The sequence below is a fragment of the Mesorhizobium sp. B2-8-5 genome, assembly GCF_006440675.2.
In the GTDB taxonomy this organism is placed as follows: Bacteria; Pseudomonadota; Alphaproteobacteria; order Rhizobiales; family Rhizobiaceae; genus Mesorhizobium.
Window position 1 is genome coordinate 2,530,692 of the sequence record NZ_CP083951.1, and the last position, 20,955, is coordinate 2,551,646.

General features: G+C 63.0%; 22 protein-coding genes. 11 read left to right on the forward strand and 11 right to left on the reverse strand.

Annotated elements, in window-relative coordinates:
- Positions 1–32: 32 nt before the first annotated feature.
- From FJ430_RS12350 to FJ430_RS12360, 3 genes are read left to right on the forward strand one after another with little or no spacing between them, the layout of a single operon-like run.
- Positions 33–1,925, forward strand: coding sequence for an ABC transporter ATP-binding protein (locus FJ430_RS12350; RefSeq protein ID WP_140703930.1), 1,893 nt, complete (start codon positions 33–35; stop codon positions 1,923–1,925).
- Positions 1,922–3,805, forward strand: a complete 1,884-nt coding sequence (locus tag FJ430_RS12355; protein WP_140703928.1) for an ABC transporter ATP-binding protein — start codon at positions 1,922–1,924, stop codon at positions 3,803–3,805. The genes FJ430_RS12350 and FJ430_RS12355 overlap by 4 nt, the downstream gene beginning before the upstream one ends.
- Before the next feature lie 9 nt (positions 3,806–3,814).
- The gene (locus FJ430_RS12360; protein ID WP_140703926.1) at positions 3,815–4,126 is read left to right on the forward strand and encodes a DUF6665 family protein; all 312 of its coding nucleotides are present in this window, start codon (positions 3,815–3,817) and stop codon (positions 4,124–4,126) included.
- Here the strand turns inward: FJ430_RS12360 and FJ430_RS12365 are convergent.
- On the reverse strand, positions 4,123–4,977 hold the full coding sequence (locus FJ430_RS12365) for an alpha/beta fold hydrolase (protein WP_140703924.1): 855 nt from the start codon (positions 4,975–4,977) through the stop codon (positions 4,123–4,125). The genes FJ430_RS12360 and FJ430_RS12365 overlap by 4 nt on opposite strands.
- Before the next feature lie 71 nt (positions 4,978–5,048).
- Positions 5,049–5,393 carry a cupin domain-containing protein gene (locus FJ430_RS12370; protein ID WP_140704318.1) on the reverse strand — a complete coding sequence of 115 codons (345 nt, stop codon included), beginning with the start codon at positions 5,391–5,393 and terminating at the stop codon, positions 5,049–5,051.
- A gap of 370 nt (positions 5,394–5,763) precedes the next feature.
- Here FJ430_RS12370 and petA point away from each other — a divergent pair, with 370 nt between their 5' ends.
- The 4 genes from petA (at position 5,764) to FJ430_RS12390 (ending at position 9,104) form a co-directional block, all read left to right on the forward strand.
- On the forward strand, positions 5,764–6,264 hold the full coding sequence (gene petA / locus FJ430_RS12375) for a ubiquinol-cytochrome c reductase iron-sulfur subunit (RefSeq protein WP_245442304.1): 501 nt from the start codon (positions 5,764–5,766) through the stop codon (positions 6,262–6,264).
- 16 nt (positions 6,265–6,280) lie between these two features.
- A complete protein-coding gene (locus FJ430_RS12380; RefSeq protein WP_140645758.1) occupies positions 6,281–7,582 on the forward strand; it encodes a cytochrome b in 1,302 nt (433 codons plus the stop codon).
- A 21-nt stretch (positions 7,583–7,603) separates the two neighbouring features.
- Positions 7,604–8,461, forward strand: a complete 858-nt coding sequence (locus tag FJ430_RS12385; protein WP_140645759.1) for a cytochrome c1 — start codon at positions 7,604–7,606, stop codon at positions 8,459–8,461.
- Positions 8,462–8,558: 97 nt separating this feature from the next.
- On the forward strand, positions 8,559–9,104 hold the full coding sequence (locus FJ430_RS12390) for an adenine phosphoribosyltransferase (RefSeq protein ID WP_140645760.1): 546 nt from the start codon (positions 8,559–8,561) through the stop codon (positions 9,102–9,104).
- 52 nt (positions 9,105–9,156) lie between these two features.
- Here the strand turns inward: FJ430_RS12390 and FJ430_RS12395 are convergent, their stop codons facing one another.
- From FJ430_RS12395 to ychF, 4 genes are all read right to left on the reverse strand, one after another.
- Positions 9,157–9,627, reverse strand: a complete 471-nt coding sequence (locus FJ430_RS12395) for a MaoC family dehydratase (protein WP_140703922.1) — start codon at positions 9,625–9,627, stop codon at positions 9,157–9,159.
- Positions 9,624–10,094, reverse strand: a complete 471-nt coding sequence (locus FJ430_RS12400; protein WP_140653354.1) for a MaoC family dehydratase — start codon at positions 10,092–10,094, stop codon at positions 9,624–9,626. The genes FJ430_RS12395 and FJ430_RS12400 overlap by 4 nt, the downstream gene beginning before the upstream one ends.
- Positions 10,095–10,208: 114 nt before the next feature.
- Entirely contained in the window at positions 10,209–11,183 is a 975-nt protein-coding gene (corA, locus tag FJ430_RS12405; RefSeq protein ID WP_140653356.1) for a magnesium/cobalt transporter CorA, read from the reverse strand.
- A 19-nt stretch (positions 11,184–11,202) separates the two neighbouring features.
- Positions 11,203–12,306, reverse strand: a complete 1,104-nt coding sequence (gene ychF / locus FJ430_RS12410; RefSeq protein WP_140703920.1) for a redox-regulated ATPase YchF — start codon at positions 12,304–12,306, stop codon at positions 11,203–11,205.
- Between the two features lie 221 nt (positions 12,307–12,527).
- Here ychF and FJ430_RS12415 point away from each other — a divergent pair, with 221 nt between their 5' ends.
- Complete coding sequence (locus FJ430_RS12415) at positions 12,528–12,809, forward strand: hypothetical protein (protein ID WP_140645765.1); 282 nt, start codon at positions 12,528–12,530, stop codon at positions 12,807–12,809.
- 167 nt (positions 12,810–12,976) lie between these two features.
- Here the strand turns inward: FJ430_RS12415 and pth are convergent, their stop codons facing one another.
- The gene (pth, locus tag FJ430_RS12420) at positions 12,977–13,699 is read right to left on the reverse strand and encodes an aminoacyl-tRNA hydrolase (RefSeq protein ID WP_140703918.1); all 723 of its coding nucleotides are present in this window, start codon (positions 13,697–13,699) and stop codon (positions 12,977–12,979) included.
- A 110-nt stretch (positions 13,700–13,809) separates the two neighbouring features.
- A complete protein-coding gene (locus tag FJ430_RS12425) occupies positions 13,810–14,454 on the reverse strand; it encodes a 50S ribosomal protein L25/general stress protein Ctc (protein WP_140703916.1) in 645 nt (214 codons plus the stop codon).
- 348 nt (positions 14,455–14,802) lie between these two features.
- On the opposite strand from FJ430_RS12425, the gene FJ430_RS12430 reads away from it, so the two are divergent.
- On the forward strand, positions 14,803–15,447 hold the full coding sequence (locus FJ430_RS12430) for a glutathione S-transferase family protein (RefSeq protein WP_140703914.1): 645 nt from the start codon (positions 14,803–14,805) through the stop codon (positions 15,445–15,447).
- Between the two features lie 78 nt (positions 15,448–15,525).
- Here the strand turns inward: FJ430_RS12430 and FJ430_RS12435 are convergent, their stop codons facing one another.
- Positions 15,526–15,969 carry a MarR family winged helix-turn-helix transcriptional regulator gene (locus FJ430_RS12435; RefSeq protein ID WP_140645769.1) on the reverse strand — a complete coding sequence of 148 codons (444 nt, stop codon included), beginning with the start codon at positions 15,967–15,969 and terminating at the stop codon, positions 15,526–15,528.
- A 148-nt stretch (positions 15,970–16,117) separates the two neighbouring features.
- On the opposite strand from FJ430_RS12435, the gene FJ430_RS12440 reads away from it, so the two are divergent.
- Positions 16,118–16,975: an alpha/beta fold hydrolase gene (locus FJ430_RS12440; RefSeq protein WP_140703912.1), complete on the forward strand. Its 858-nt coding sequence runs from the start codon at positions 16,118–16,120 to the stop codon at positions 16,973–16,975.
- A 189-nt stretch (positions 16,976–17,164) separates the two neighbouring features.
- Here the strand turns inward: FJ430_RS12440 and FJ430_RS12445 are convergent, their stop codons facing one another.
- Positions 17,165–18,049 (reverse strand): hypothetical protein, encoded by an 885-nt coding sequence (locus FJ430_RS12445; RefSeq protein WP_140703910.1) that lies wholly within the window; start codon positions 18,047–18,049, stop codon positions 17,165–17,167.
- A 354-nt stretch (positions 18,050–18,403) separates the two neighbouring features.
- On the opposite strand from FJ430_RS12445, the gene FJ430_RS12450 reads away from it, so the two are divergent.
- Positions 18,404–19,573, forward strand: coding sequence for a glycosyltransferase (locus tag FJ430_RS12450; RefSeq protein WP_413467845.1), 1,170 nt, complete (start codon positions 18,404–18,406; stop codon positions 19,571–19,573).
- Between the two features lie 151 nt (positions 19,574–19,724).
- Here FJ430_RS12450 and FJ430_RS12455 read toward each other — a convergent pair whose 3' ends face one another.
- Positions 19,725–20,954, reverse strand: coding sequence for an MFS transporter (locus tag FJ430_RS12455; RefSeq protein WP_181166801.1), 1,230 nt, complete (start codon positions 20,952–20,954; stop codon positions 19,725–19,727).
- Position 20,955 lies beyond the last annotated feature (1 nt).

Sequence of the window (20,955 nt, forward strand, 5' to 3'; positions counted from 1 at the left end):
CGATTGCAGTTTCCGGCGTCTATGAGAGAAAAATGCTCGACCGCATCTTCACCTGGTTCGAAAGCCGCTATTCGCCGGTGGCGCTGGCCGAAGACAGGCAGCCGCCAATGGGGCTTTGGCGGTTCTACTGGTATTTCATAAGGCAGTTTCGCACCGCCTATTGGCTGCGCATCGTCATCGTTGCGGTCGCGGCAATCGTGGACGCGATGCTGCCGATTTTCGTCGGCCTGATCGTGGGCCTGCTCTCCAGCACCAGGCCGGGAGACTTCTTCGCCGCCCATGGGCCGCTGCTCGTGCTGATGGCGTTCGTCGTGCTGCTGCGCCCGCTGTCGATGGTCATCGACGCGCTTATCCGCAACCATGCCATCGCGCCAAACCTCATCGACCTCATCCGCTGGCAGAGCCATTGGCATGTCGTGCGCCAGGACTGGTCGTTCTTCCAGAACGACTTCGCCGGCCGCATCGGAACCAAGGTTATGCAAAGCGGCGATTCGATGGAGATGAGCGTCAACCTCACCGTCGATGCCGTCTGGTATGCACTGGTCTTCGTTGCGGTCGCCATCGTCGTGCTGGCGCGGCTCGATCCGCTTCTCCTGGCGGTCGTGGCGGTGTGGCTGGTGTTCTATTGCCTGATCTTCTGGTCCGCGATGCCCAGGATCACGCAACGCTCGTCCCAACTGTCGGAGCGGTGGTCCCAGGTGAGCGGCCGCATGGTCGACAGCTACACCAACATCCTGACGCTCAAGACATTCTCGACCGGCGAGCACGAAGACAAATATGTCTCGCAGGCAGTCGTCGAGCACGCCGACACATTCTACCAGCTGATGCGCGTTTTCACCCTGATGTGGTCGGCCCTGTTCGTCCTCAACGCGGCGCTGCTCATCGCCGTGAGCTGGCTGGCGCTCGTCGGCTGGAACGCCGGCGCCTTGACCACCGCGGCCGTCGCGACCGCGATACCGTTCGCGCTGCAGATCGCCAACATCTCCGGAAGGATCCTCGACGTCGGCGCCAACGTCTTCCGGCAGATCGGCGTCGCCAGCAACTCGATGACGACGATCGCGCGGCCGATCGTCATGCAGGACCAGCCCGACGCACCGGCCCTCGTCGTGACCGCCGGCGGCATCGAGTTCGACCGGGTGAACTTCAATTACTGGCGCAAGGACGGCAAAGGCGGGGTCATCGACAATCTGTCGCTGAAGATCGCGCCGGGCGAGCGGGTCGGCCTGATCGGCCGTTCGGGAGCCGGCAAGTCGACGCTGGTCAATCTCGTGCTGCGGCTGTTTGACGTCCAAGACGGCAAGGTGCTGATCGACGGGCAGGACATCCGCAACGTCTCGCAGGAAAGCGTTCGGACGGCGATAGGCTTCGTCAACCAGGACACCTCGCTCTTGCATCGATCCGTTCGCGAGAACCTCAAATATGGGCGCCAGACGGCTAGCGACGAGGCGATGTTCAGCGCCGCCAAAGCCGCCCAGATCGACGATGTGATCGCGGGGCTGACCGATCCCCATGGGCAGAGCGGCTATGAGGCGCTTGTCGGCGAGCGCGGCGTGAAGCTGTCCGGCGGCCAGCGGCAACGCATCGCAATTGCCCGCGTTATGCTGAAGGACGCGCCGATCCTCATTCTCGACGAGGCCACGTCCGCGCTCGATTCAGAAGTGGAAGCCGCCATCCAGGAGAACCTCTACAAGCTCATGCAGGGCAAGACCGTCATCGCCATCGCTCACCGCCTGTCCACCATCGCGGCGATGGACCGGCTCGTCGTCATGGACAAGGGCCGCATCGTCGAGGACGGCTCGCATGAGGCGCTGATCGCCAGGGGCGGGCTCTACGCCCAGCTCTGGCGGCGCCAGTCGGGCGGGTTCCTGCTGGAGGAAAAACCGGTCGCCGACGATCTGGCGACGAAAGGTGAAGCCGCCGAATGATGAAGGGCGTCTATCGCTGGTTCGAGCGCTGGGTCTACCCGTTCCGCGAGCCGGCGAATCTGCGGCCGCCCGCCAGCGTCGGCGGCTTTCTCTGGCACTATGTCGGCCAGGCGAAGCTCGCCTTCTTCGCCATGCTGATCATCGGCGGCATCGCGCCGCTGGTCGAGGCCGGCCTGTTCTATTTCGTCGGAAGGCTGGTCGATATCCTCGACCAGCTGCCCGGCGAACGCAACTGGCACGCGCTTTGGGCCGCGGCCGGTCCCGAGCTCTTGTTCATGGGCGCGGTGGTGCTCGTCATCCGCACCGCCGTGGTCGGCCTGTCGGCGCTTGTCGACGAACAGACGATCACGCCCGGCTTCTACAATCTGGTGCGCTGGCAGGCGCATCGGCATGTCTCGCGCCAGTCCTACGCCTTCTTCCAGAATGATTTCGCCGGCCGCATTGCCACCAAGGTTTGGCAGGCGGGGCAAGCGACGGGCGACCTGATGGAAAGCTTCATCGAGGTCGTGTGGTTCATGATCGTCTATACGGTCACCACGCTGGCGCTGGTCGCCGGTCTCGATCTGCGGCTGGCGGTGCTGGTGGTGATCTGGATCGCCGCCTTCGGCTGGCTGGCGAAACTCTATCTGCCGGCGATCCGCAAGCATGCAGAGGCGACGGCCGAGGCCGGCTCGATGATCAACGGCCGTATCGTCGATTCCTATTCCAACGTGCAGACGCTGAAACTGTTTTCAGCCGATGGCGACGACCGCTATATTCGCAGCGGCTTCGACATCTATCTCGACGCGCTACGGCCGTTCACGCGCCGGCTGACCGGCGTGCGCATGGCGCTGACCATGCTCTCCGGCATCATGATCACGGCGATCGCAGCCTTTGCCATCTATCTCTGGGTCGAAGGCTCGATCACGGTCGGCGCCGTTGCCTTCACACTGTCGCTGGTGCTCAGGCTCAACATGCTGCTTGGAAGGCTGATGATGCAGCTCAACGGCATCTTGCGAAACCTCGGCGTGCTGGAGAACTCCAAGGCGCTGATTTCGCAGCCGTTGGGCCTGACCGACGCGCCGGACGCCAAGGAACTGGTCGTCACCGGCGGCCGCATCGAGGTCAGGAACGTCACCTTCCATTACGGCAAGGGGCAAGGCGTGCTCGACGGCATCGATCTCGTCGTGCGTCCGGGCGAGAAGGTCGGGCTGGTCGGCCCGTCGGGCGCCGGCAAGACGACCTTGGCCAACCTGATCCTGCGCCTCTACGACCTGGAGGGTGGCCAGATCCTGATCGACGGCCAGGACATCGCCGGGGTCACGCAGAACTCGCTGCGCGGCAATATCGGCGTCGTCAGCCAGGATACCGCGCTGTTCCACCGCTCGCTGCGCGACAACATCAAGCTCGGCATGCCGAATGCCACCGACGCGCAGGTTATCGCCGCGGCCAGGAAAGCCGAGGCGCATGACTTCATCCTCGGACTGCGCGACAACCGCGGCCGCGCCGGCTACGAGGCCTATGTCGGCGAGCGCGGCGTGAAGCTGTCCGGCGGGCAGCGGCAGCGCGTGGCGATCGCCCGCGTCTTCCTCAAGGATGCGCCGATCCTGATCCTCGACGAGGCGACCTCGGCGCTCGATTCGGACATCGAGGCGGCGATCCAGGAGAATCTGACCAGGCTGATGGAAAGCAAGACCGTGATCGCCATCGCGCACCGGCTGTCGACGATCGCGGCGCTCGACCGGCTGGTGGTGCTCGACGGCGGCCGCATCGTCGAACAGGGTACGCATGACGAACTGGTGGCGCTCGATGGGCTCTATGCGCGGCTCTGGAAACGGCAGTCCGGCGGCTTCCTGTTCAATGAGGAAAGCGCGCTGGAAGAGACGCGCCCTGCGGAGTAGAACGGCGTCATGTCGGTACGCATGCCCACCAATTTCGGACGGTCAGGCGCGCAGGAGAGCGCGCTCGACCTGCTCGGCCACGAAATCCTCGCCGAAAAGGCCGCGGCGCTCGGCCGCGCCGGCCGGCGTGTCGAGGAAACCCTTGCCAAGTTGCGCGAGAGCGGCGAGGGCGAGCATCGTAACCGGCTGCTGAAGGAAGCCGCGGCGGCCGTCCACGCCTACTTCATCCAGCGCGAGCTTTGCGGCCTGCGCAAGCATGATGCCGTGATCCGCGAATACGACATCCCGCGGGCGGTGCTGGTCAGGCTCGGCGCCAGCTAGGCGCCGATTTCCTGGCGAAAGCGCCCCAATCGCGCAGCAAGAGCTCCGGGATTCTCGTCGGCGACGAAGTGGCCGCTAGCCGGGATGATATCGCCTTCGACATTGGACAGGCCTGCTGCCTTCAAGCCGTCGAGATAATCGGCGATGTCGCCGGATTCGGCCGAACCCCTGAGATAAAGAACCGGCGTGGTGATCGGCATCGCGGATGGGCGGGAATTGACCTTGGCGTCCTCGGCAAAGGCGCGGTACCAGTCGAAGCCGGCCTTGAGGCTTTCCGGCCGCGAATAGGCCTTTGCATAGATGTCCCTGGCTTCCGCGGGGATCGCGGTCTTTTCCTTGGAAAGGATATCGAAGAAGAAATCGAAATAGGCGCGCTCTTGGCCGCCTACCAGCATCTCCGGCAAAGCCGGGATCGCATGAAAGGCAAAATGCCAGATATGCGGATTGCGGATGATTTCTTCCCACGGCGCTACGCCGGGGATGACGACGTCCATGATCACCGCGCCGGATAATCCCTCGGGCATGTCGCGTAACAGCGCGAAGACGATCTGGCCACCGACGTCATGACCGGCGACGATGACCTGCCGCAAGCCGCAAACGGCGATCAGCCCCCTTATCAATCTTGCCAGATATCTCTTTTCGCCAGTCCCGGGCACGTCGTACGAGCCGCCGATGCCCGGCAGGTCTGGCGCGACCACGTGCTGGTTCTCGGCCAGCCGGTCGATGACTGCCTCGAATGCATATGAACTTTGCGGCCAGCCATGCAGCAGCAGAAGGCCGGGCGCATCGAACGGTCCTGCTTCCCGGATCGCGATAGCCATCCCCTCGACCTCGACGGCGCGTGTTTGCATGCGTCGATCTCCATCGTTGCCAGATGGATGGAACTAGGTTGCGGTCAGGCTTCGGACAGGCCCAATCAGAATCATTCCAGCCACTCGGTGATGAAGTGGCCGTTCTCGTGGATGTCGGTGCTTTCGAGCGGGCCGGGGCCGAGATTGGTGAATTTGTGCGGCGTGTCGGGCGGCACGATCAGAATCTGGCCGGCCGTGGCCTCGATTTCCCGGTCGCCGATCGTGAACAGGCCGGTGCCGGAGCGGATGACGAAGATTTCCGCATAGGGGTGCTTGTGCAGGCGCGGGCCGCCGCCGATCGTCGGCTGATAGTTGAAGATCAGGCAGGAATTGGCGCCGAATTGGCCGCATTGCAGCTCGCCTATCCAGCGGTCGGCGGCTTCGGCCCAACTGTCGCGTTCGATGACATGCGCCATGGCGGGACAATAGACCGGGCCAGGAGCCGATGTCGAGGCGAACACCGGCTCGATTCACCCCGGATTTCTCGCTGTTTCACGCTGTCCGACGGCCTGGCCGGGAGGCGTCGGCCAAGGCCGCTGTGCGTCCCCGCGACAATCTGCCCTTGTGCCTTCACCCCGCTGGACAAAAACGGGCTGCACGCATAAACCGAAATCCAAATGCCGGAGGAATTCGCTAGCCTGTTCGCCATGCGCTGTCGGGCAGGTGCGATTGAGCGGGGACAAGGCTCGGCCTCCGGTTAGGAAGAGGCGAAAGGATCAGGCACCCGTGAGCGCAACCGACATCCACGATCCCAACCGTCGCGATTTTCTCTACGTAGCCACCGGCATGGCCGCCGTTGTCGGCGCGGGAGCCGTCGCGTGGCCGTTCATCGACCAGATGCGCCCCGACGCCTCGACGCTGGCGCTGGCCTCGGTGGAGGTCGACGTCGCCTCGCTGCAGCCCGGTTCTTCGCTGATCGTCAAGTGGCGCGGCAAGCCGGTGGTGGTGCGAAACCGCACCGAAAAGGAAATGAAGGACGGCGAGGCCGTCAACCTCGCCGATCTGAAGGACCCGATCGCGCGCAACGCCAACCTGCCCTCCGACGCGCCGGCGACCGATGCCAACCGTACCACACCCGGCAAGGAAGCCTGGATGGTGATGGTGCAGGTCTGCACCCATCTCGGCTGCATCCCGCTCGGCCAGGAAGGCGATTTCGGCGGCTGGTTCTGCCCGTGCCACGGTTCGCAGTACGACACCGCCGGCCGCATCCGCAAAGGCCCGGCGCCGGAGAACATGGCGATCCCGGTATTCAAGTTCATTTCCGATACCAAGATCCTTATCGGTTGAGGCAGGGGATATTTCGATGAGCGAGGGACACTCGACCTATACGCCCAAAACCGGTATCGAGCGCTGGTTCGACGCCCGCATGCCGCTGCCGCGGCTGGTCTATGACAGCTTCGTCGCCTATCCGGTGCCGCGCAACCTCAACTATATGTGGACCTTCGGCGGCATCCTGTCGATCATGCTGGTCGCGCAGATCCTGACCGGCATCGTGCTGGCGATGCACTACACCTCCGACACCAATCTCGCCTTCGATTCGGTCGAGAAGATCATGCGCGACGTGAATTCGGGATGGCTCTTGCGCTATCTCCATTCCAACGGCGCCTCGTTCTTCTTCGTGGCCGTCTACATCCACATCTTCCGCGGCCTGTTCTACGGTTCCTACAAGGCGCCGCGAGAGCTCCTGTGGATCCTCGGCTGCATCATCTACCTCCTGATGATGGCCACCGGCTTCATGGGCTATGTGCTGCCCTGGGGGCAGATGAGCTTCTGGGGCGCTACCGTCATCACCGGCTTCTTCAGCGCCATTCCGCTGGTCGGGAACTGGATCCAGGAACTGCTGCTCGGCGGCTTCGCCGTCGACAATCCGACGCTGAACCGCTTCTTTGCGCTGCATTACCTGTTGCCGTTCATGATCGCCGGCGTCGTCGTGCTGCACATCTGGGCGCTGCATGTCGTGGGCCAGTCGAACCCGACCGGCATCGAGGTCAAGTCGAAGACCGACACTGTCGCCTTCACGCCCTACGCCACGATCAAGGACGCGTTCGGCATGATCGTGTTCCTGTTCGTCTTCGCCTATTTCGTCTTCTACCTGCCGAACTTTCTCGGCCACCCGGACAACTACACGGTCGCCAACCCGCTGAAGACGCCGGCCCACATCGTTCCGGAATGGTACTTCCTGCCGTTCTACGCGATCCTGCGCGCCATCACCTTCAACATCGGGCCGATCAACTCCAAGCTCGGCGGCGTGCTGTGCATGTTCGGCGCCATCGCCATGCTGTTCCTGGTGCCGTGGCTCGACACCTCCAAGGTGCGCTCGGCGGTCTACCGTCCATGGTACAAGCTGTTCTTCTGGGTGTTCGTGGCCGATGCCGTCCTGCTCGGATGGCTCGGCTCGCAGCCGGCTGAAGGCAGCTATGTGTTCATGGCGCAGATGGCGACGCTGTTCTACTTCGCCTTCTTCCTGGTCATCATGCCGGTGCTCGGCCTGATCGAGACGCCGCGCAGGCTGCCGAACTCGATCACCGAGGCCGTGCTTGAAAAGAAAAAGGGCGGCAGCGGACATCCGGCACGTGCTACCGTCGCGCCGGAAACCACGGGCTGAGAATCTGAGGGGATTTTGGGTATGAAGAAGATTCTCACCTCGCTGGCGCTGCTTGGCCTGGTGGTCGCGGGCACCGCTGCCATCGCCGCCGAAGAGGAACACAACGCGGCCGCTCCGACGCATTTCCCGATCAACGAACCGAAGGAAATGAGCTGGAGCTTCGCCGGTCCGTTCGGCACCTATGACAAGGCGCAGCTGCAGCGCGGCCTGAAGGTCTACAAGGAAGTCTGCTCGGCCTGCCACTCGATGAACCTGGTGGCCTTCCGCACGCTGGAAGGGCTCGGCTATTCGGAAGCGCAGATCAAGACGCTGGCCGCCGAATACACCATCCATGACGGCCCGAACGACGCCGGCGACATGTTCGACCGTCCCGGCAAGCCGTCGGACCACTTCCCGGCGCCGTTCCCGAACGAGCAGGCCGCGGCCTCCGCCAATGGCGGCGCCGCCCCGCCGGACATGTCGCTGCTCGCCAAGGCGCGCGGCGTCGAGCGCGGCTTCCCGCGCTTCATCTTCGATATCTTCACGCAGTACGCGCAGGGCGGCCCGGACTACATCCACTCGCTGCTCACCGGCTACGATCAGACGCCGCCGGCCGGCATGGTGATCCCGGAAGGCACGCACTACAATCCGTACTTCCTGTCCGGCTTGTCGCTGAAGATGCCGAAGCCGCTCTCGGACGGTCAGGTGACCTATGACGACGGCTCGCCGCAGACGGTCGACCAGTATGCCCGCGACGTCTCGGCCTTCCTGATGTTTGCCGCCGAGCCGCATCTGGAGGACCGCAAGAAGACCGGTTTCCGCGTCATGATCTTCCTGCTGCTCTTCGGCGCATTGGTCTATATGACCAAGCGCAGGGTGTGGGCCGACGTGGCGCACTGAGGCGCCTTGCTTCCAGAAAAATGCAAGGGCGCCGAATGGCGCCCTTTTCTTTTCGGCCGCTTGTCGGCAAAACTGTGCGGCAACGGATCAACCGCCCATGAAATCCTCCCTCGAAGACACGCTGCTTGCGGCCATCCGCACCATTCCGGATTATCCCAGGCCCGGCATCCTGTTTCGCGACATCACCACGCTGCTGGGTGACGCGCGTGCCTTTCGCCGCGCCATCGACGAGCTGGTCCATCCCTATGCCGGGCTGAAGATCGACAAGATCGCCGGCATCGAGGCGCGCGGCTTCATCCTGGGCGGCGCGGTGGCGCACCAGCTTTCGGCGGGCTTCGTGCCCATCCGCAAGAAAGGCAAGCTGCCTTATGAGACGGTGCGCGTGGCCTACAGTCTCGAATACGGGCTGGACGAGATGGAGATGCACAAGGACGGCGTCTCGCCAGGAGAGAAGGTGATAATCGTCGACGACCTGATCGCCACCGGCGGCACGGCGGAAGCCGCGGTGAAGCTGCTCAGGCAAATCGGCGCCGACATCGTCGCGGCCTGCTTCGTCATCGACCTGCCGGACCTCGGTGGGCGCAAGAAGCTGGAAGCGCTCGGCGTGCCGGTGAGGACGCTGATCGGGTTCGAGGGGCATTAGGAAGTAGTGAATAGTGAATAGTGAATAGTGAATAGTGACTACTCACTACTCACTATCCCACCTTCACCAGCACGGCGCTGTCGAATTCGATCACCTTGTCGCCGGTCGAATCGAAACCTTCCGAACGCAGCGTCAGCAAGTTCCAGCCCGGGCGTCCGGCGAGCGGACGGTGCGCCTGCGCGATGCGCGTGAAAGTCACGGTCTCGCCGGCGTAGACCGGCTTCAGCCATTTCAGGTTACGGAAGCCGGGCGAGGGGCCGAATTCGGGCTGCGGGCCGGGGCCGGTCCAGCGCACGCCCTCGGTCTCCATGCGCTTTTCCAGGTTGTATTTCATCCAGGTGGCGGCGGTGTGCCAGCCCGAGGCGCAGAGCCCGCCAAGCACGCTCTTCTTCGCCGCCTCTTCATCGACGTGGAAGATCTGCGGATCGTATTTTCTGGCGAACGCCTTGATCTCGTCGGCTTCGAATTTATGCGCGCCGAGGGTGACGGTTTCGCCGATCAGGAAATACTCGTCCAAAGTCATGACAGGTCCCTCGCGGCATCACGCGCGAGGAACATGCCGGTGTTCTCCAGCTCGAAGACGCTTTCGCCGCGCTGGTTGACGAGCTCGCTGCGCATGGTGATCAAGCCGAGCTGCGGCCTCGATTTCGACTGGCGCTTGGAAAGTATGGTGAGCGTGCCGGTAAGCCTGTCGCCGGCCAGCACCGGCTTCTTCCATTTCACATGCTCGATGCCGGGCGAGCCTTGAGAGGTCGAATCGAGCAGGAAAGCGTCGCACAGCATGCGCATGAACATCGCGCAGGTATGCCAGCCCGAAGCCGAAAGCCCGCCGAGGATGCTCGCCTTGCCAGCTTCCTCATCGAGATGCATCGGCTGCGGGTCGAACTCGCTGGCGAATTCGATGATTTCGGCGGCACTCACGTCCTTGCTGCCGAGGTCGAGCGAGGCGCCCTCGACGAAGTCCTCATAGGCCCAGGTCTTTCCGGTCATGCTGACAATCCGGTTGACAACGCGTGGTCCCCAAAGTCGGGCCTTCCCGGATGAAGGTCCTAGTCAATTTGGTCAAGTGATTTCTGGTAAGCCAGCCGTCGCCGGCCAACCCCGTCAGAGCCAGCCGCGGCGGCGGAAATACCAGAAGGGCAGGATGGCCGAGACCACCATCAGGGCGATGGCGAAGGGGTAGCCGAACTCCCATTTGAGCTCGGGGATGATGTCGAAGTTCATGCCGTAGATCGAGGCGACCAGCGTCGGCGGCAGGAAGATGACGGCGGCGACCGAGAAGATCTTGATGATGGCGTTCTGCTCGATCGAGATCATGCCGAGCGTGGCATCGAGCAGGAAGGAGATCTTCTGCGACAGGAAAGTCGCATGGTCGGCGAGCGAGAGCACGTCGCGCGACAGCGTCTTGATGCGGGCGCGCACATCCTTGCTCATCTTGGTCTGGTCAGCGACATGAGCGAGAAAGCCGGCAAGGCGCTGCAGCGAGATCAGGCTGTCGCGGACCGAGGAGGCGATGTCCTCCTTGCGGCCGATGCCTTTCAGGAGCTCCTGGAAATCGCGGTTGCGCTTCGAGGCCTTGGTCGAGCGTGCCTCGAAAATGTCGCGCGAGATTGTTTCGACCTCGCGGCCGGCGCGCTCGAGGATGTCGGCCAGGCGATCGACGATCGCCTCGAGAAGCCCGATCAGGATGGTGTCGCCGCTGGTGCAGCCGGTCGCCACCTTTTCGGCGCGCTGCGGGAAAGTCTTGAAGGCCTTGGGCTCATGGTAGCGGACGGTGATCAGCCTCTTGCCTGCGAGCGCGAAGGTTACCGGCGACATCAAAGGATCGTCGGCCTCGGTCTGCGCCGGTAGCACGGCGGTCATGAAGTAGCCGCCATCCTCGATATAGAGGCGGCTCGAAATCTCGATCTCTTCCATCTCCTCGCGGGTCGGAATGGCAATGCCCAGCCAGCTCTCGATGCGCGCCTCTTCCTCCTTGGTCGGGTTGAAGAGATCGGCCCAGACGACCCTGTCGCCATCGGCCGCAAGATCCTCGGTGAGGCGCAGGCGATCATTGTCGACGACGAAGGTTTTTATCATCGCCGGGTCTCCCTGGAGATCAGGTGTTGAACTTGAACAGCATGATGTCGCCGTCCTGGACGACATATTCCTTGCCTTCGTCGCGCGCCTTGCCGGCTTCCTTGGCGGCTACTTCGCCGCCCAGCGTGACGAAGTCGTTGTAGGCGATCGTCTGGGCGCGGATGAAGCCGCGTTCGAAGTCGGTGTGGATGACGCCGGCCGCCTGCGGCGCCTTATCGCCCTTGTGGATCGTCCAGGCGCGCGTCTCCTTCGGTCCGACGGTGAAATAGGTGATCAGATGCAGGAGCTCGTAGCCGGCGCGGATCACCTTGTTGAGGCCGGGCTCGTCGAGGCCGATCGAGGCAAGGAACTCCATTTCCTCCTCGTCGGAAAGCTGGGCGACTTCCGCCTCGATCGCCGCCGAGATCACCACCGTGCCGGCGCCTTGCGCGGCCGCCATCTTCTCCACCGCCCTGGTGTGCTCGTTGCCGGTGGCGGCGTCCGCCTCGGAGACGTTGCAGACATAGAGAACGGGATGCGAGGTGAGCAGGTTCAGCCCCTGCAGGATGCGCAGGTCCTCCGCGGCGATGCCGTGGAGCAGGAAGCGCGTCGGCTTGCCGGCCTGCAGAAGCTCGAGCGCGGCCTCCATCATGGGCAGGACGGCCATGGCTTCCTTGTCCTTGCCGGCGGCGCGCTTGCGGATCTGGGCGATGCGGCGCTCGAGGCTTTCGAGATCGGCGAGCATCAGCTCGGTCTCGACCGTCTCGGCGTCGGCGACAGGGTCGATGCGGCCTTCGACATGGGTGATGTCGTCATCCTCGAAGCAGCGCAGCACGTGCACGATGGCGTCAACCTCGCGGATGTTGGCGAGGAACTGGTTGCCCAGCCCTTCGCCCTTGGAGGCGCCGCGCACCAGGCCGGCGATGTCGACGAAGGAGATGCGGGTCGGGATGATCTCCTTCGACTTGCCGATCGCCGCGATCTTCTGCAGGCGCGGGTCAGGCACCGCCACCTCGCCGGTGTTCGGCTCAATGGTGCAGAAAGGATAGTTGGCGGCCTGCGCGGCGGCCGTCCTGGTCAGCGCATTGAACAGCGTCGACTTGCCGACGTTGGGCAAGCCAACGATGCCACATTTGAAACCCATGTTCGTCCAGTCCTGTCGGAATTCGATTTTGGTGAGGGCTATGGGCGATAGGGGTGACGAACGTCAAGCCCTTCGAAGACGGCAGCCGGCGTCGCCAGTGCCTGGGCGTGCGGTTTGCAAGCGGCTTGATCAGGGGTTCGTTTAGCGCGGGCGTCGCAATTTGACGCTAGCTTGGCCCGGTCGCATGGACGATAAAAGTCTCGAGCAAAGGAAATTCTGACATGGCCGATTTCAATCTGTCCCGTCGTGACAGTCTACGCAACATCGTGGCGCTTGGAGTTGCGGGCGCCGCAGTCGCCGTTGGCGCGACAGCGCTTGCCGCCACTGAAGCCGAAGCCGCCGGCCAGCCGCATATGAGCCGGGCGCTTGCAGCCCTGGAAACGGCGCTCAACCAGCTTCAGGTCGCCATTCCCGACAAGGGCGGTCATCGTCTCAAGGCCATCGCACTGGTCAGGGATGCGATCGACGAGACGACCAAGGGCATGGCCGTCGGCGCCATGTAGTTCGAGGCGGCGCCGTTCTCCGCGATCGGCGGCTCCTGCCGATCCGATGGGGAGCGGCCCGATGATTTAATGCATGTCGCGCAAAGGTGACCTCGGTTTTGCGACAACGACATGCATCAAGCAACGACCTAAGCGCGTCGCGTGAATCCGTTTCGACGCGACGCGCTTTAGCCTTTTCCGAACAGCTTCTTCAGCATGGCGGCCATCGGGCCGCTTTCGGGAAGTTTTGCCGCCGGCTGCTGCGGGCGCGCCTGGCGGACATGGCTTTGCTGCTTCGGCGGCTTGGGCGGCGGGCGGTCGTCATCGCCGGTCGGCACAAGCTTGTCGCGGAGCGCCAGCGTGACGCGGTTCATGAACGAGCTGTCGTCACCCTTGGCCAGCAGACCGGCGTCGTCGGCGATGGCGTCGAGCAGGACGTCGAGCCATTCGCGATCGGCCTTGGCGAAATCGCCGAGCACATGGCCGTGCACCATCTCCTTGACGCCGGGATGGCCGACGCCGATGCGCACCCGGCGATAGGCGTTGCCGACATGCTGGTCGAGCGAACGAATGCCGTTGTGGCCGCCGGAGCCGCCGCCGACCTTGACCCGGAGCTTGCCGGCGGCAAGGTCGATCTCGTCGTAGAACACGGTGAGGGCGGCCGGTTCGAGCTTGTAGAAGCGCATCGCTTCGCCGACCGACTGTCCGGACAGATTCATGAAGGTCCGCGGCTTGATCAGCAGCACCTTCTCGCCGCCGAGCGTGCCTTCGCAGATCAGGCCCTGGAATTTTCGCGACCAGGGCGAAAAGGAATGGCGGCGGGCAATCGCGTCCGCCGCCATGAAGCCGACATTGTGCCGGTTGTTTTCGTATTTCGCGCCCGGATTGCCGAGGCCTGCAAAGACAAGCATCGCCGCCTCCGGACTAGAGCATGATGCCGAAAAGTGTGAAGCGGTTTTCGGAAAACATCATGCTCTATTTCTTTGATCTAGAGCCGGATGAAATCATCCGGCCTGGAGAATTACTTCTCTTCGGCCGCCGGAGCCGCCGTCTCTTCCGCAGCCGCCTCGGTGGTCGCTTCCGTCTCCGGCTTCATCGCCGACGAGCCGGCAACGGTCGCGATGGTGAAGTCGCGATCGGAGATGACCGGCTTGACGCCGGCCGGCAGCTTGACCGCCGAGATGTGGATCGAATCGCCGATGTCGGTGCCGGTGAGATCGATGGTGATGAATTCCGGGATCGCGTTGGCCGGGCAGTGGAACTCGACTTCGGGACGAACGATGTTGAGCACGCCGCCGCGCTTGATGCCGGGCGACTTGTCCTCATTGATGAAGTGGACAGGCACGTCGACATTGACCTCGGTGTCCTTGCCGATGCGCAGGAAGTCGACATGGACAGGAAAATCCTTGACCGGATCGAGCTGGAAATCCTTCGGCAGGACCTGGATCTTCTTGCCGTCGACATCGATCGTGGCGATCGTGGTCAGGAACCCGCCGCCGTGGATCTTGTAGAAGAGGTCCTTGTAGTTCAGCGCAATCGCCAGGGGAGGCTGCTTGTCGCCGTAAATCACTGCAGGCACTTTACCGTTGCGACGAACTGCACGGGCGGACCCCTTACCGACCTGTTCGCGCGCTTCGGCTTTCAGCTCATAAGCATCGTGGCTCATGGCACTTCCTTTCGCATGTTGTGGAGCGTCCACGGCCGGCAAATCCGCCCGTAAACGTCGAAAGCCGTCGCGGCCTTGCACGATCTGTCCGATGCGTTTGGCGATCCAAATGCGTCTGGGGATCATGCGAGGCCTGGCCGGCCTTCCTCCGCGTTGCCTCCAAGGGTGTCTACGCGGGTGGCGGCTCTATAGCGGAAGGCGGCGAGAGGCGCAAGCGGTTGGGCTGGAAGGCTTGCGGGGGCGGGTTCCAGCACCGAAAGCATAAGCCGGAAATCCGATTTGCGCGAATGTAGGAGCGGGCGGTTCTCGGTCGTCCTGCGGCATGTAACCATCCCAAGAGGACCAACTATGAAACTGCTGTTCAGTCGCAATCCCAATCCTCGCCTCGCGGTCGCGACGGCGCGCCATCTCAAGGCTAAGATCGCGTTCGAGTTCGCATCGCCCATGGCGCCGGGGCAGGCCGAACGCCATCGCGCGCTCAACCCCAATCTGACATTGCCCATACTGGTGGGATCAGGATGGAGCCTGTGGGAGGCCGACGCCATCGCCTGCCGGCTTTCGCGCGAGGTTCGCTCGGATTTCTGGCGCAGTGGCGACGACGAGCCGGACATGATCCGCTGGATCAGCTGGGGCAAGGAACGGTTCGCTTTCGCCTGCGATATGGTGCATTTCGAGCGCGGGACCAAGCAGCGCTATGGGCTCGGTCCTATCGACCAGGCGCTGGTCGAGGAGGGGCTGAGGCAATTCCATGGAGCCGCGGCGATCCTCGAGCCCGAGCTTTCGGGACGCGAGTGGCTGGTCGGCAATTCCATCTCCTATGCCGACTTCCGCATGGCGACGTTCCTGCCTTTCAACGACGTCGCCGGATTGCCGCTCGCCGACTACCCGGCGATCCGGCGGTGGTACGGCCGGCTGGAGGCGATCGACGCCTGGCGCGACCCATTCCAGGGGCTGGAGGCACCGCAACTGCCGCCGGTCAAGATAGAGGCGTGACCGGCATCCCCTGAGCCCGTCCAAGGCGCCCGGGACGCAAGCTTGTCCGGTCGCGCCCGCTCTCTTGTTCAGCACATCTCAGACGGCGTCGACCGCAAGGCCGCCGTTCAGCGCGTCGCGCAACGCCTGGATTTGCCGGTTCAAGGCATCGAGTTCAGCCAGTTTCATGCCTGACCGCTCGATCAGCGTCTCGTTCAGGCAATTGCATTGGACGAGCAAGGCTCGTCCGCCGGGGGTCAGGTCGACCTGCACCTGGCGCTCGTCCGTCTGGCTGCGCTGGCGGGTGACAAGCCCAGCCTGCTCCATTCGCTTCACCAGCGGCGTGATGGTGCTCGATTCGAGGGCGAGCCGATGCGCGATGCTGCCCACCGACATGCCGTCCGTCTCTCCCAGCGCATTGAGCACGAGATATTGCGGATAGGTGATCCCCATCTCGTCCAGCATGGGCTTGTAGGTGCGGTTGATCGCCAAGCTAGTGGCGTAGAGCGTGAAGCAGAGCTGATTGTCCAACGGGAGAGGCACGGCGCATTCCTTTTGCCGACTGAGCATCTATTGCATACCACGGAAAATGATATCGCGATAAATAATTTCATGGACAAGGTTCCCGACCTCCGTTACGAGATAGTTATCGCGATATTGTTTATCGTGACATCGATAAAAGGAGATTGAGATGACCTCGCAGACCAAGTCGGGTTCGGGCAGCGGCACGATCACCACCAAGGACGGAACGCAGATCTTCTACAAGGATTGGGGGACTGGCCAGCCTGTCGTCTTCCACCATGGCTGGCCGCTGAGCAGCGACGACTGGGACGTCCAGATGCTGTTCTTCCTGGCACAGGGTTACCGCGTCGTCGCCCATGACCGACGCGGCCATGGCCGTTCGAGCCAGACCGATGCCGGCAACGAGATGGACACCTATGCTGCCGACGTGGCCGCGCTCACCGCGCATCTCGGCCTCAAGGACGCCATCCATGTCGGTCATTCGACGGGCGGTGGCGAGGTGGCGCGCTATGTCGCGCAATATGGCGGCGGAGGCCGCGTCGCCAAGGCCGTGCTGATCGGCGCGGTGCCGCCGATCATGTTGAAGACGCCGGCCAATCCCGGCGGCCTGCCGATCGAAGTGTTCGACGGTTTCCGCGCGGCGCTGGCGGCCAACCGGGCACAGTTCTTCCACGACGTGCCGGCCGGCCCGTTCTACGGCTTCAACCGTCCCGGCGCCCGGGTTTCCGAAGGCGTCGTCGACAATTGGTGGCGCCAGGGCATGATGGGTGGCGCCAAGGCGCATTACGACTGCATCAAGGCGTTCTCGGAGACCGACTTCACCGAGGACCTGAAGAAGATCGACGTGCCGGTGCTGGTCATGCATGGCGACGACGACCAGATCGTCCCGATCGCGGACTCCGCGCTGCTTTCGGTCAAGCTGCTCAAGAAGGGCGAGCTCAAGGTCTACAAGGGTTTCCCGCACGGCATGGCAACGACCCATGCGGATGTCATCAACGCCGACCTGCTGGCGTTCTTCAAGGCCTGAGCCTGCTTGCCGGAAACACGAAAGCACCCGCCCTCTGGCGGGTGCTGCAGGGAGGATGAAGCTCGAAATCGTGCCTGCTGCTTTCTGCTAGATCGTGATGGCGTTTCGTTGAATCGCCGTCTCGATCTAACTCGTTGTTGGAGCATGATCTTTCTCCGAAAACCGGTTCCCACTTTTCGAGATCATGCTCTAGGGCTGTCGTCCCCGACCGGGTTTACCGAGGAGGCGCGCGAATTTGCGCCCCACTCTCGGCCGCAGTTGCGCTCGCCAATCGGGGATGTCGCCGAAGGATATGCTGTCTGCAGCCTTGGCCTTTCGCGCGAGCCAGGTGACATCGACGATTGCGCTGCCGATTGCGAGCAATCGGTTCGTCAGCATCTGCTCGTTGAGGATCGCCCTTGCCTTGCTCTCGAAAAGAGGCAGCGTTTCGTCCGTGAGATCGAACCGGGAGTGCCATCCAGGCCCTTGCCCGGTACCGGCTCCGGTAAGCCATCCAACCAACAGCTGTCTATAGGGGCGCGAGACCGGCGCGTCTTCCCGGAAGGGCGAAAGCGGATTCCCGCTGAAAATCGGCGCGCCATCGGTCACGCCGACCATCGATCCAAGCGCCTGCAAATGCCTGGGCCGCATCAGGATGAACGAGCTTCGGAGCCAAGCCTGCGAGGGAATTCCAAACATCGACACGGGCTCATTGAAGAAATCGATATGGCCGAGCACCGCATTCAAGCCCGACAGATGCCGCACGACGTCCTGGTCGATCAGCTTGAGATGGTCCGGCGTGTATTCGGCGAATGCAGACGTAGCGAGATGGACCAGGTCATAGTCATTCACCCGTTTGCCGATGTGGGCAATGCCGCTGTCCCAGGCGGAGAATTCCCAGCTGGAGTTGGAGCCCCCGATCAATTCGACTTCGCGATCAAGCTGGACGCTCCGACCTTCCGGCAGGCAATTGTCGATCACAAGCGTGTGGTGCGCCACGTCGGGCATTTGCGCGGCAAACATCGCCTTCAAATCCTGCAGCGCGGTGGGATATCTGGCGGTGCCATGGCGCGCCAGAAGCGTCAGGATTCGCAACTTGGAAGGATCTCGACCGTTGCTCGACGTCAAATGCTTCTTTCCCCTTAGACACGAGTTGATGCTCTCACCTTTGCAATCGCCGGTTTATCTTGGGCGCACCTGGCATCCATCCACCAACATAATGTCCAGACTGGGCGTCCAATGGTAGTGTCCCGCTTAAATTGGGGGCCAGAGAATGATTGCGACGTTGAGACGGCCACTTCATGCCGGCGGCTTGGCCATCACATCGATCCGATGAGGTATGTTTCGCTTGGGACGTTTCCGATCCAGCGGCCGGTCCATGGCGGTCAGTTGAGGGTGAATGCCATCCACAGGGTCTTGCGGGATTGCGGATGGGAAACACGCCATGTCGTGGTCACTCCCAACCGCGGCGCCAGGCGGGAAATGGAGGCCGGCGATCTTTTCATCGAGATGCCACGCAGCTTTCGCAAGAAGATGGCCCGGCGCGAATGGCGTTCCGATGTCGCCGCCGCTGAATTCATCGCAGGCAGCAAGTCCCATCGCCGCGAAATCGCAAGATTTCTCGATGGCTTCAGGCCGGATGTCATCGCCCTGGAGCAGTGCTGGCTTTGGCCGGCCTTGCGCGAGTATGTTGAAACGTGCTCGCCCGAGGCACGCTTTTCAATCGTGTACAGTTCGCACAACGTCGAACAGGAAATGCTGGCGCAAGAGGCCATGATCGCCGGCGCGGAAATGGACCTCTGGAGTGCTCAACGCGCGGCGGACATCGAGCCCGATCTTGCCGCAAAGGCAGACCTGATCGTCGCCGTCAGCGAGCAGGATGCAACCTATTTCCGCAAGCTCAATCCAAGCGTGGTGGTCGCCGCCAACGGCATTTGGCCGCGGGAAATGCCTATCGGCCTCGATCGTTGGGCGTCGCGGTTCGCCGGCCTGCGCACGGCGCTGTTCGTCGGCTCGGGCCATCCGCCCAACGCCCGCGGTTTTCTCCAGATGACGGGCCCGGACCTCGGTTTCCTTTCAGCCTCGGAGCGGATCGTGGTGGTCGGCGACGTTGCCGACCAGATACGCAACGATCCCGGATTCCCGCGGCACGGTGGCGCCGACAAAGCACGGATCGAGCTGCTCGGCGTGCAGGACGGCGCGACCCTCAGCGCGCTGATCGAGCTTGCCGATGTCGTGATGCTTCCGATCCTTGAGGGCGGCGGCACGAACATCAAGACCGCGGAAGCGCTGTACAATCGCAAGCCCGTCGTGGCGACGACTTTCGCGTTGCGCGGCTACGAGCAATTCAAGCATTGGCGGAATGTCCGGCTGGCCGACAGGCCGGATGACTTCCGGGATCTGCTGGCGCAGGCGCTCAGAAGCGAACCGGAGGAGCTGAAATCGGCGGATATCGCGCAGCTCGATACGCTGCTTTGGACTTCGACGCTTCGGCGGCTTTCCGAGCAGTTCGCAGCGCTGCCGAGGCGGCAACGCCAGGCGACGGCGAACCCGGCCAATGGCCGAGGCCGCTTTCTTCGCGGCCTTCTGCGGCGCCTGGGTTTGATCGGAAAGAGCTGATCTCGTGCGCAAGGGCGCCGAGAAAAGAACCTGCGTTTTGGGCAATGCAAGCGCTGCACCATGAGATGCCCACCGGATCCGGGACCTTCAAGGTCTCAAACCCGGCGGCGATTATAGGCTGAACGGCGGCTTGGCCGCCGATCTCGCCGGCTCAGGCCTTCCGCGCTTCCTTCATGTCGGGCAGAAACACGGTCAGCAGGCCGAGGAAGGGCAGGTACGAGCAGATCTGGTAGACGAAGTCGATGCCCTTCATGTCGGCGACGACGCCGAGCACCGCGGCGGCGATGCCGCCCATGCCAAAGGCGAAGCCGAAGAAGATGCCGGCGATCATGCCGACGCGCCCCGGGACCAGTTCCTGCGCGAAAACGACGATGTTGGAGAAGGCCGACGACAGGATCAGGCCGATCAGCACGGTGAGCACCATCGTCCATTCCAGATTGGCGTAGGGCAGCGCCAGCGTGAAGGGCAGCACGCCGACGATCGAGAACCAGATCATCGCCTTCTGTCCATAGCGGTCGCCGAACGGACCGCCGAGCAGGATGCCCAGCGCCGAGGCGCCGAGGAACAGGAACAGCATCACTTGGCTCATCTGCACCGAAACGCCGAACTTATGCATGGCGTAGAAGGTGTAGTAGCTGGAGAGCGAGGCGATATAGGCGTTCTTGGTCAGCACCAGCAGCGTCAGCACGGCCAGCGCCCACATCACCTTCTTGCGCGCGAAGGGCGAGACATGGGCGGCCTGCTTGCGGGTGGCCAGCGAGGCGCGCAGACGGCTGTACCAGCCGCCGACCTGCCACAAGACGACGATGCCGATCAGCGAGCCGACGGCGAACCAGGAGATGCTGGTCTGCCCGAACGGCACGACGATGAAGGCGGCGAGCAGCGGGCCCATGGCCTGGCCGAAATTGCCGCCCACCTGGAACAGCGATTGCGCAAGGCCGAAGCGGCCGCCAGATGCAAAGCGGGCGATGCGCGAGGATTCCGGATGGAAGATCGCCGAGCCGATGCCGATCAGCGAGGCGCCGATCAGGAGCAGCCAGTAATGGCCGGCATGGGCGAGCACCACCAGGCCGACCAGCGACGAGGCCATGCCCCAGGGCAAGGAGTAGGGCATTGGCTTCTTGTCGGTGATCATGCCGATCACCGGCTGCAACAGCGAGGCCGTCACCTGGAAGGTGAAGGTCAGAAGGCCAATCTGCCAGAAATCGAGACCGTAATTGTCCTTGAGCAGCGGATAGATCGCCGAAAGCAGCGACTGCATGATGTCGTTGACACAGTGGCAGAAGCTCACCGCAAGAATGACGGTGAAGGCCGTCGCCTGCGCCGAGATGTTGCTTGCCGGCGCCGGTGCGGCGACGGAGGTGGCGGTCGTATCAGTCAAG

Excerpts from the sequence above, each read along its gene's own strand:
- FJ430_RS12425 (WP_140703916.1), bottom strand. The coding sequence starts at position 14,454 with ATGAGCCACGATGCTTATGAGCTGAAAGCCGAAGCGCGCGAACAGGTC.
- FJ430_RS12440 (WP_140703912.1), top strand. The coding sequence starts at position 16,118 with ATGACCTCGCAGACCAAGTCGGGTTCGGGCAGCGGCACGATCACCACC.
- FJ430_RS12430 (WP_140703914.1), top strand. The coding sequence starts at position 14,803 with ATGAAACTGCTGTTCAGTCGCAATCCCAATCCTCGCCTCGCGGTCGCG.
- petA (WP_245442304.1), top strand. The coding sequence starts at position 5,764 with ATGGCCGCCGTTGTCGGCGCGGGAGCCGTCGCGTGGCCGTTCATCGAC.
- FJ430_RS12350 (WP_140703930.1), top strand. The coding sequence starts at position 33 with ATGCTCGACCGCATCTTCACCTGGTTCGAAAGCCGCTATTCGCCGGTG.
- FJ430_RS12365 (WP_140703924.1), bottom strand. The coding sequence starts at position 4,977 with ATGCAAACACGCGCCGTCGAGGTCGAGGGGATGGCTATCGCGATCCGG.
- FJ430_RS12390 (WP_140645760.1), top strand. The coding sequence starts at position 8,559 with ATGAAATCCTCCCTCGAAGACACGCTGCTTGCGGCCATCCGCACCATT.
- FJ430_RS12395 (WP_140703922.1), bottom strand. The coding sequence starts at position 9,627 with ATGACTTTGGACGAGTATTTCCTGATCGGCGAAACCGTCACCCTCGGC.
- corA (WP_140653356.1), bottom strand. The coding sequence starts at position 11,183 with ATGATAAAAACCTTCGTCGTCGACAATGATCGCCTGCGCCTCACCGAG.
- FJ430_RS12370 (WP_140704318.1), bottom strand. The coding sequence starts at position 5,393 with ATGGCGCATGTCATCGAACGCGACAGTTGGGCCGAAGCCGCCGACCGC.
- pth (WP_140703918.1), bottom strand. The coding sequence starts at position 13,699 with ATGCTTGTCTTTGCAGGCCTCGGCAATCCGGGCGCGAAATACGAAAAC.
- FJ430_RS12415 (WP_140645765.1), top strand. The coding sequence starts at position 12,528 with ATGGCCGATTTCAATCTGTCCCGTCGTGACAGTCTACGCAACATCGTG.
- FJ430_RS12400 (WP_140653354.1), bottom strand. The coding sequence starts at position 10,094 with ATGACCGGAAAGACCTGGGCCTATGAGGACTTCGTCGAGGGCGCCTCG.
- FJ430_RS12385 (WP_140645759.1), top strand. The coding sequence starts at position 7,604 with ATGAAGAAGATTCTCACCTCGCTGGCGCTGCTTGGCCTGGTGGTCGCG.
- FJ430_RS12355 (WP_140703928.1), top strand. The coding sequence starts at position 1,922 with ATGATGAAGGGCGTCTATCGCTGGTTCGAGCGCTGGGTCTACCCGTTC.
- ychF (WP_140703920.1), bottom strand. The coding sequence starts at position 12,306 with ATGGGTTTCAAATGTGGCATCGTTGGCTTGCCCAACGTCGGCAAGTCG.
- FJ430_RS12360 (WP_140703926.1), top strand. The coding sequence starts at position 3,815 with ATGTCGGTACGCATGCCCACCAATTTCGGACGGTCAGGCGCGCAGGAG.
- FJ430_RS12380 (WP_140645758.1), top strand. The coding sequence starts at position 6,281 with ATGAGCGAGGGACACTCGACCTATACGCCCAAAACCGGTATCGAGCGC.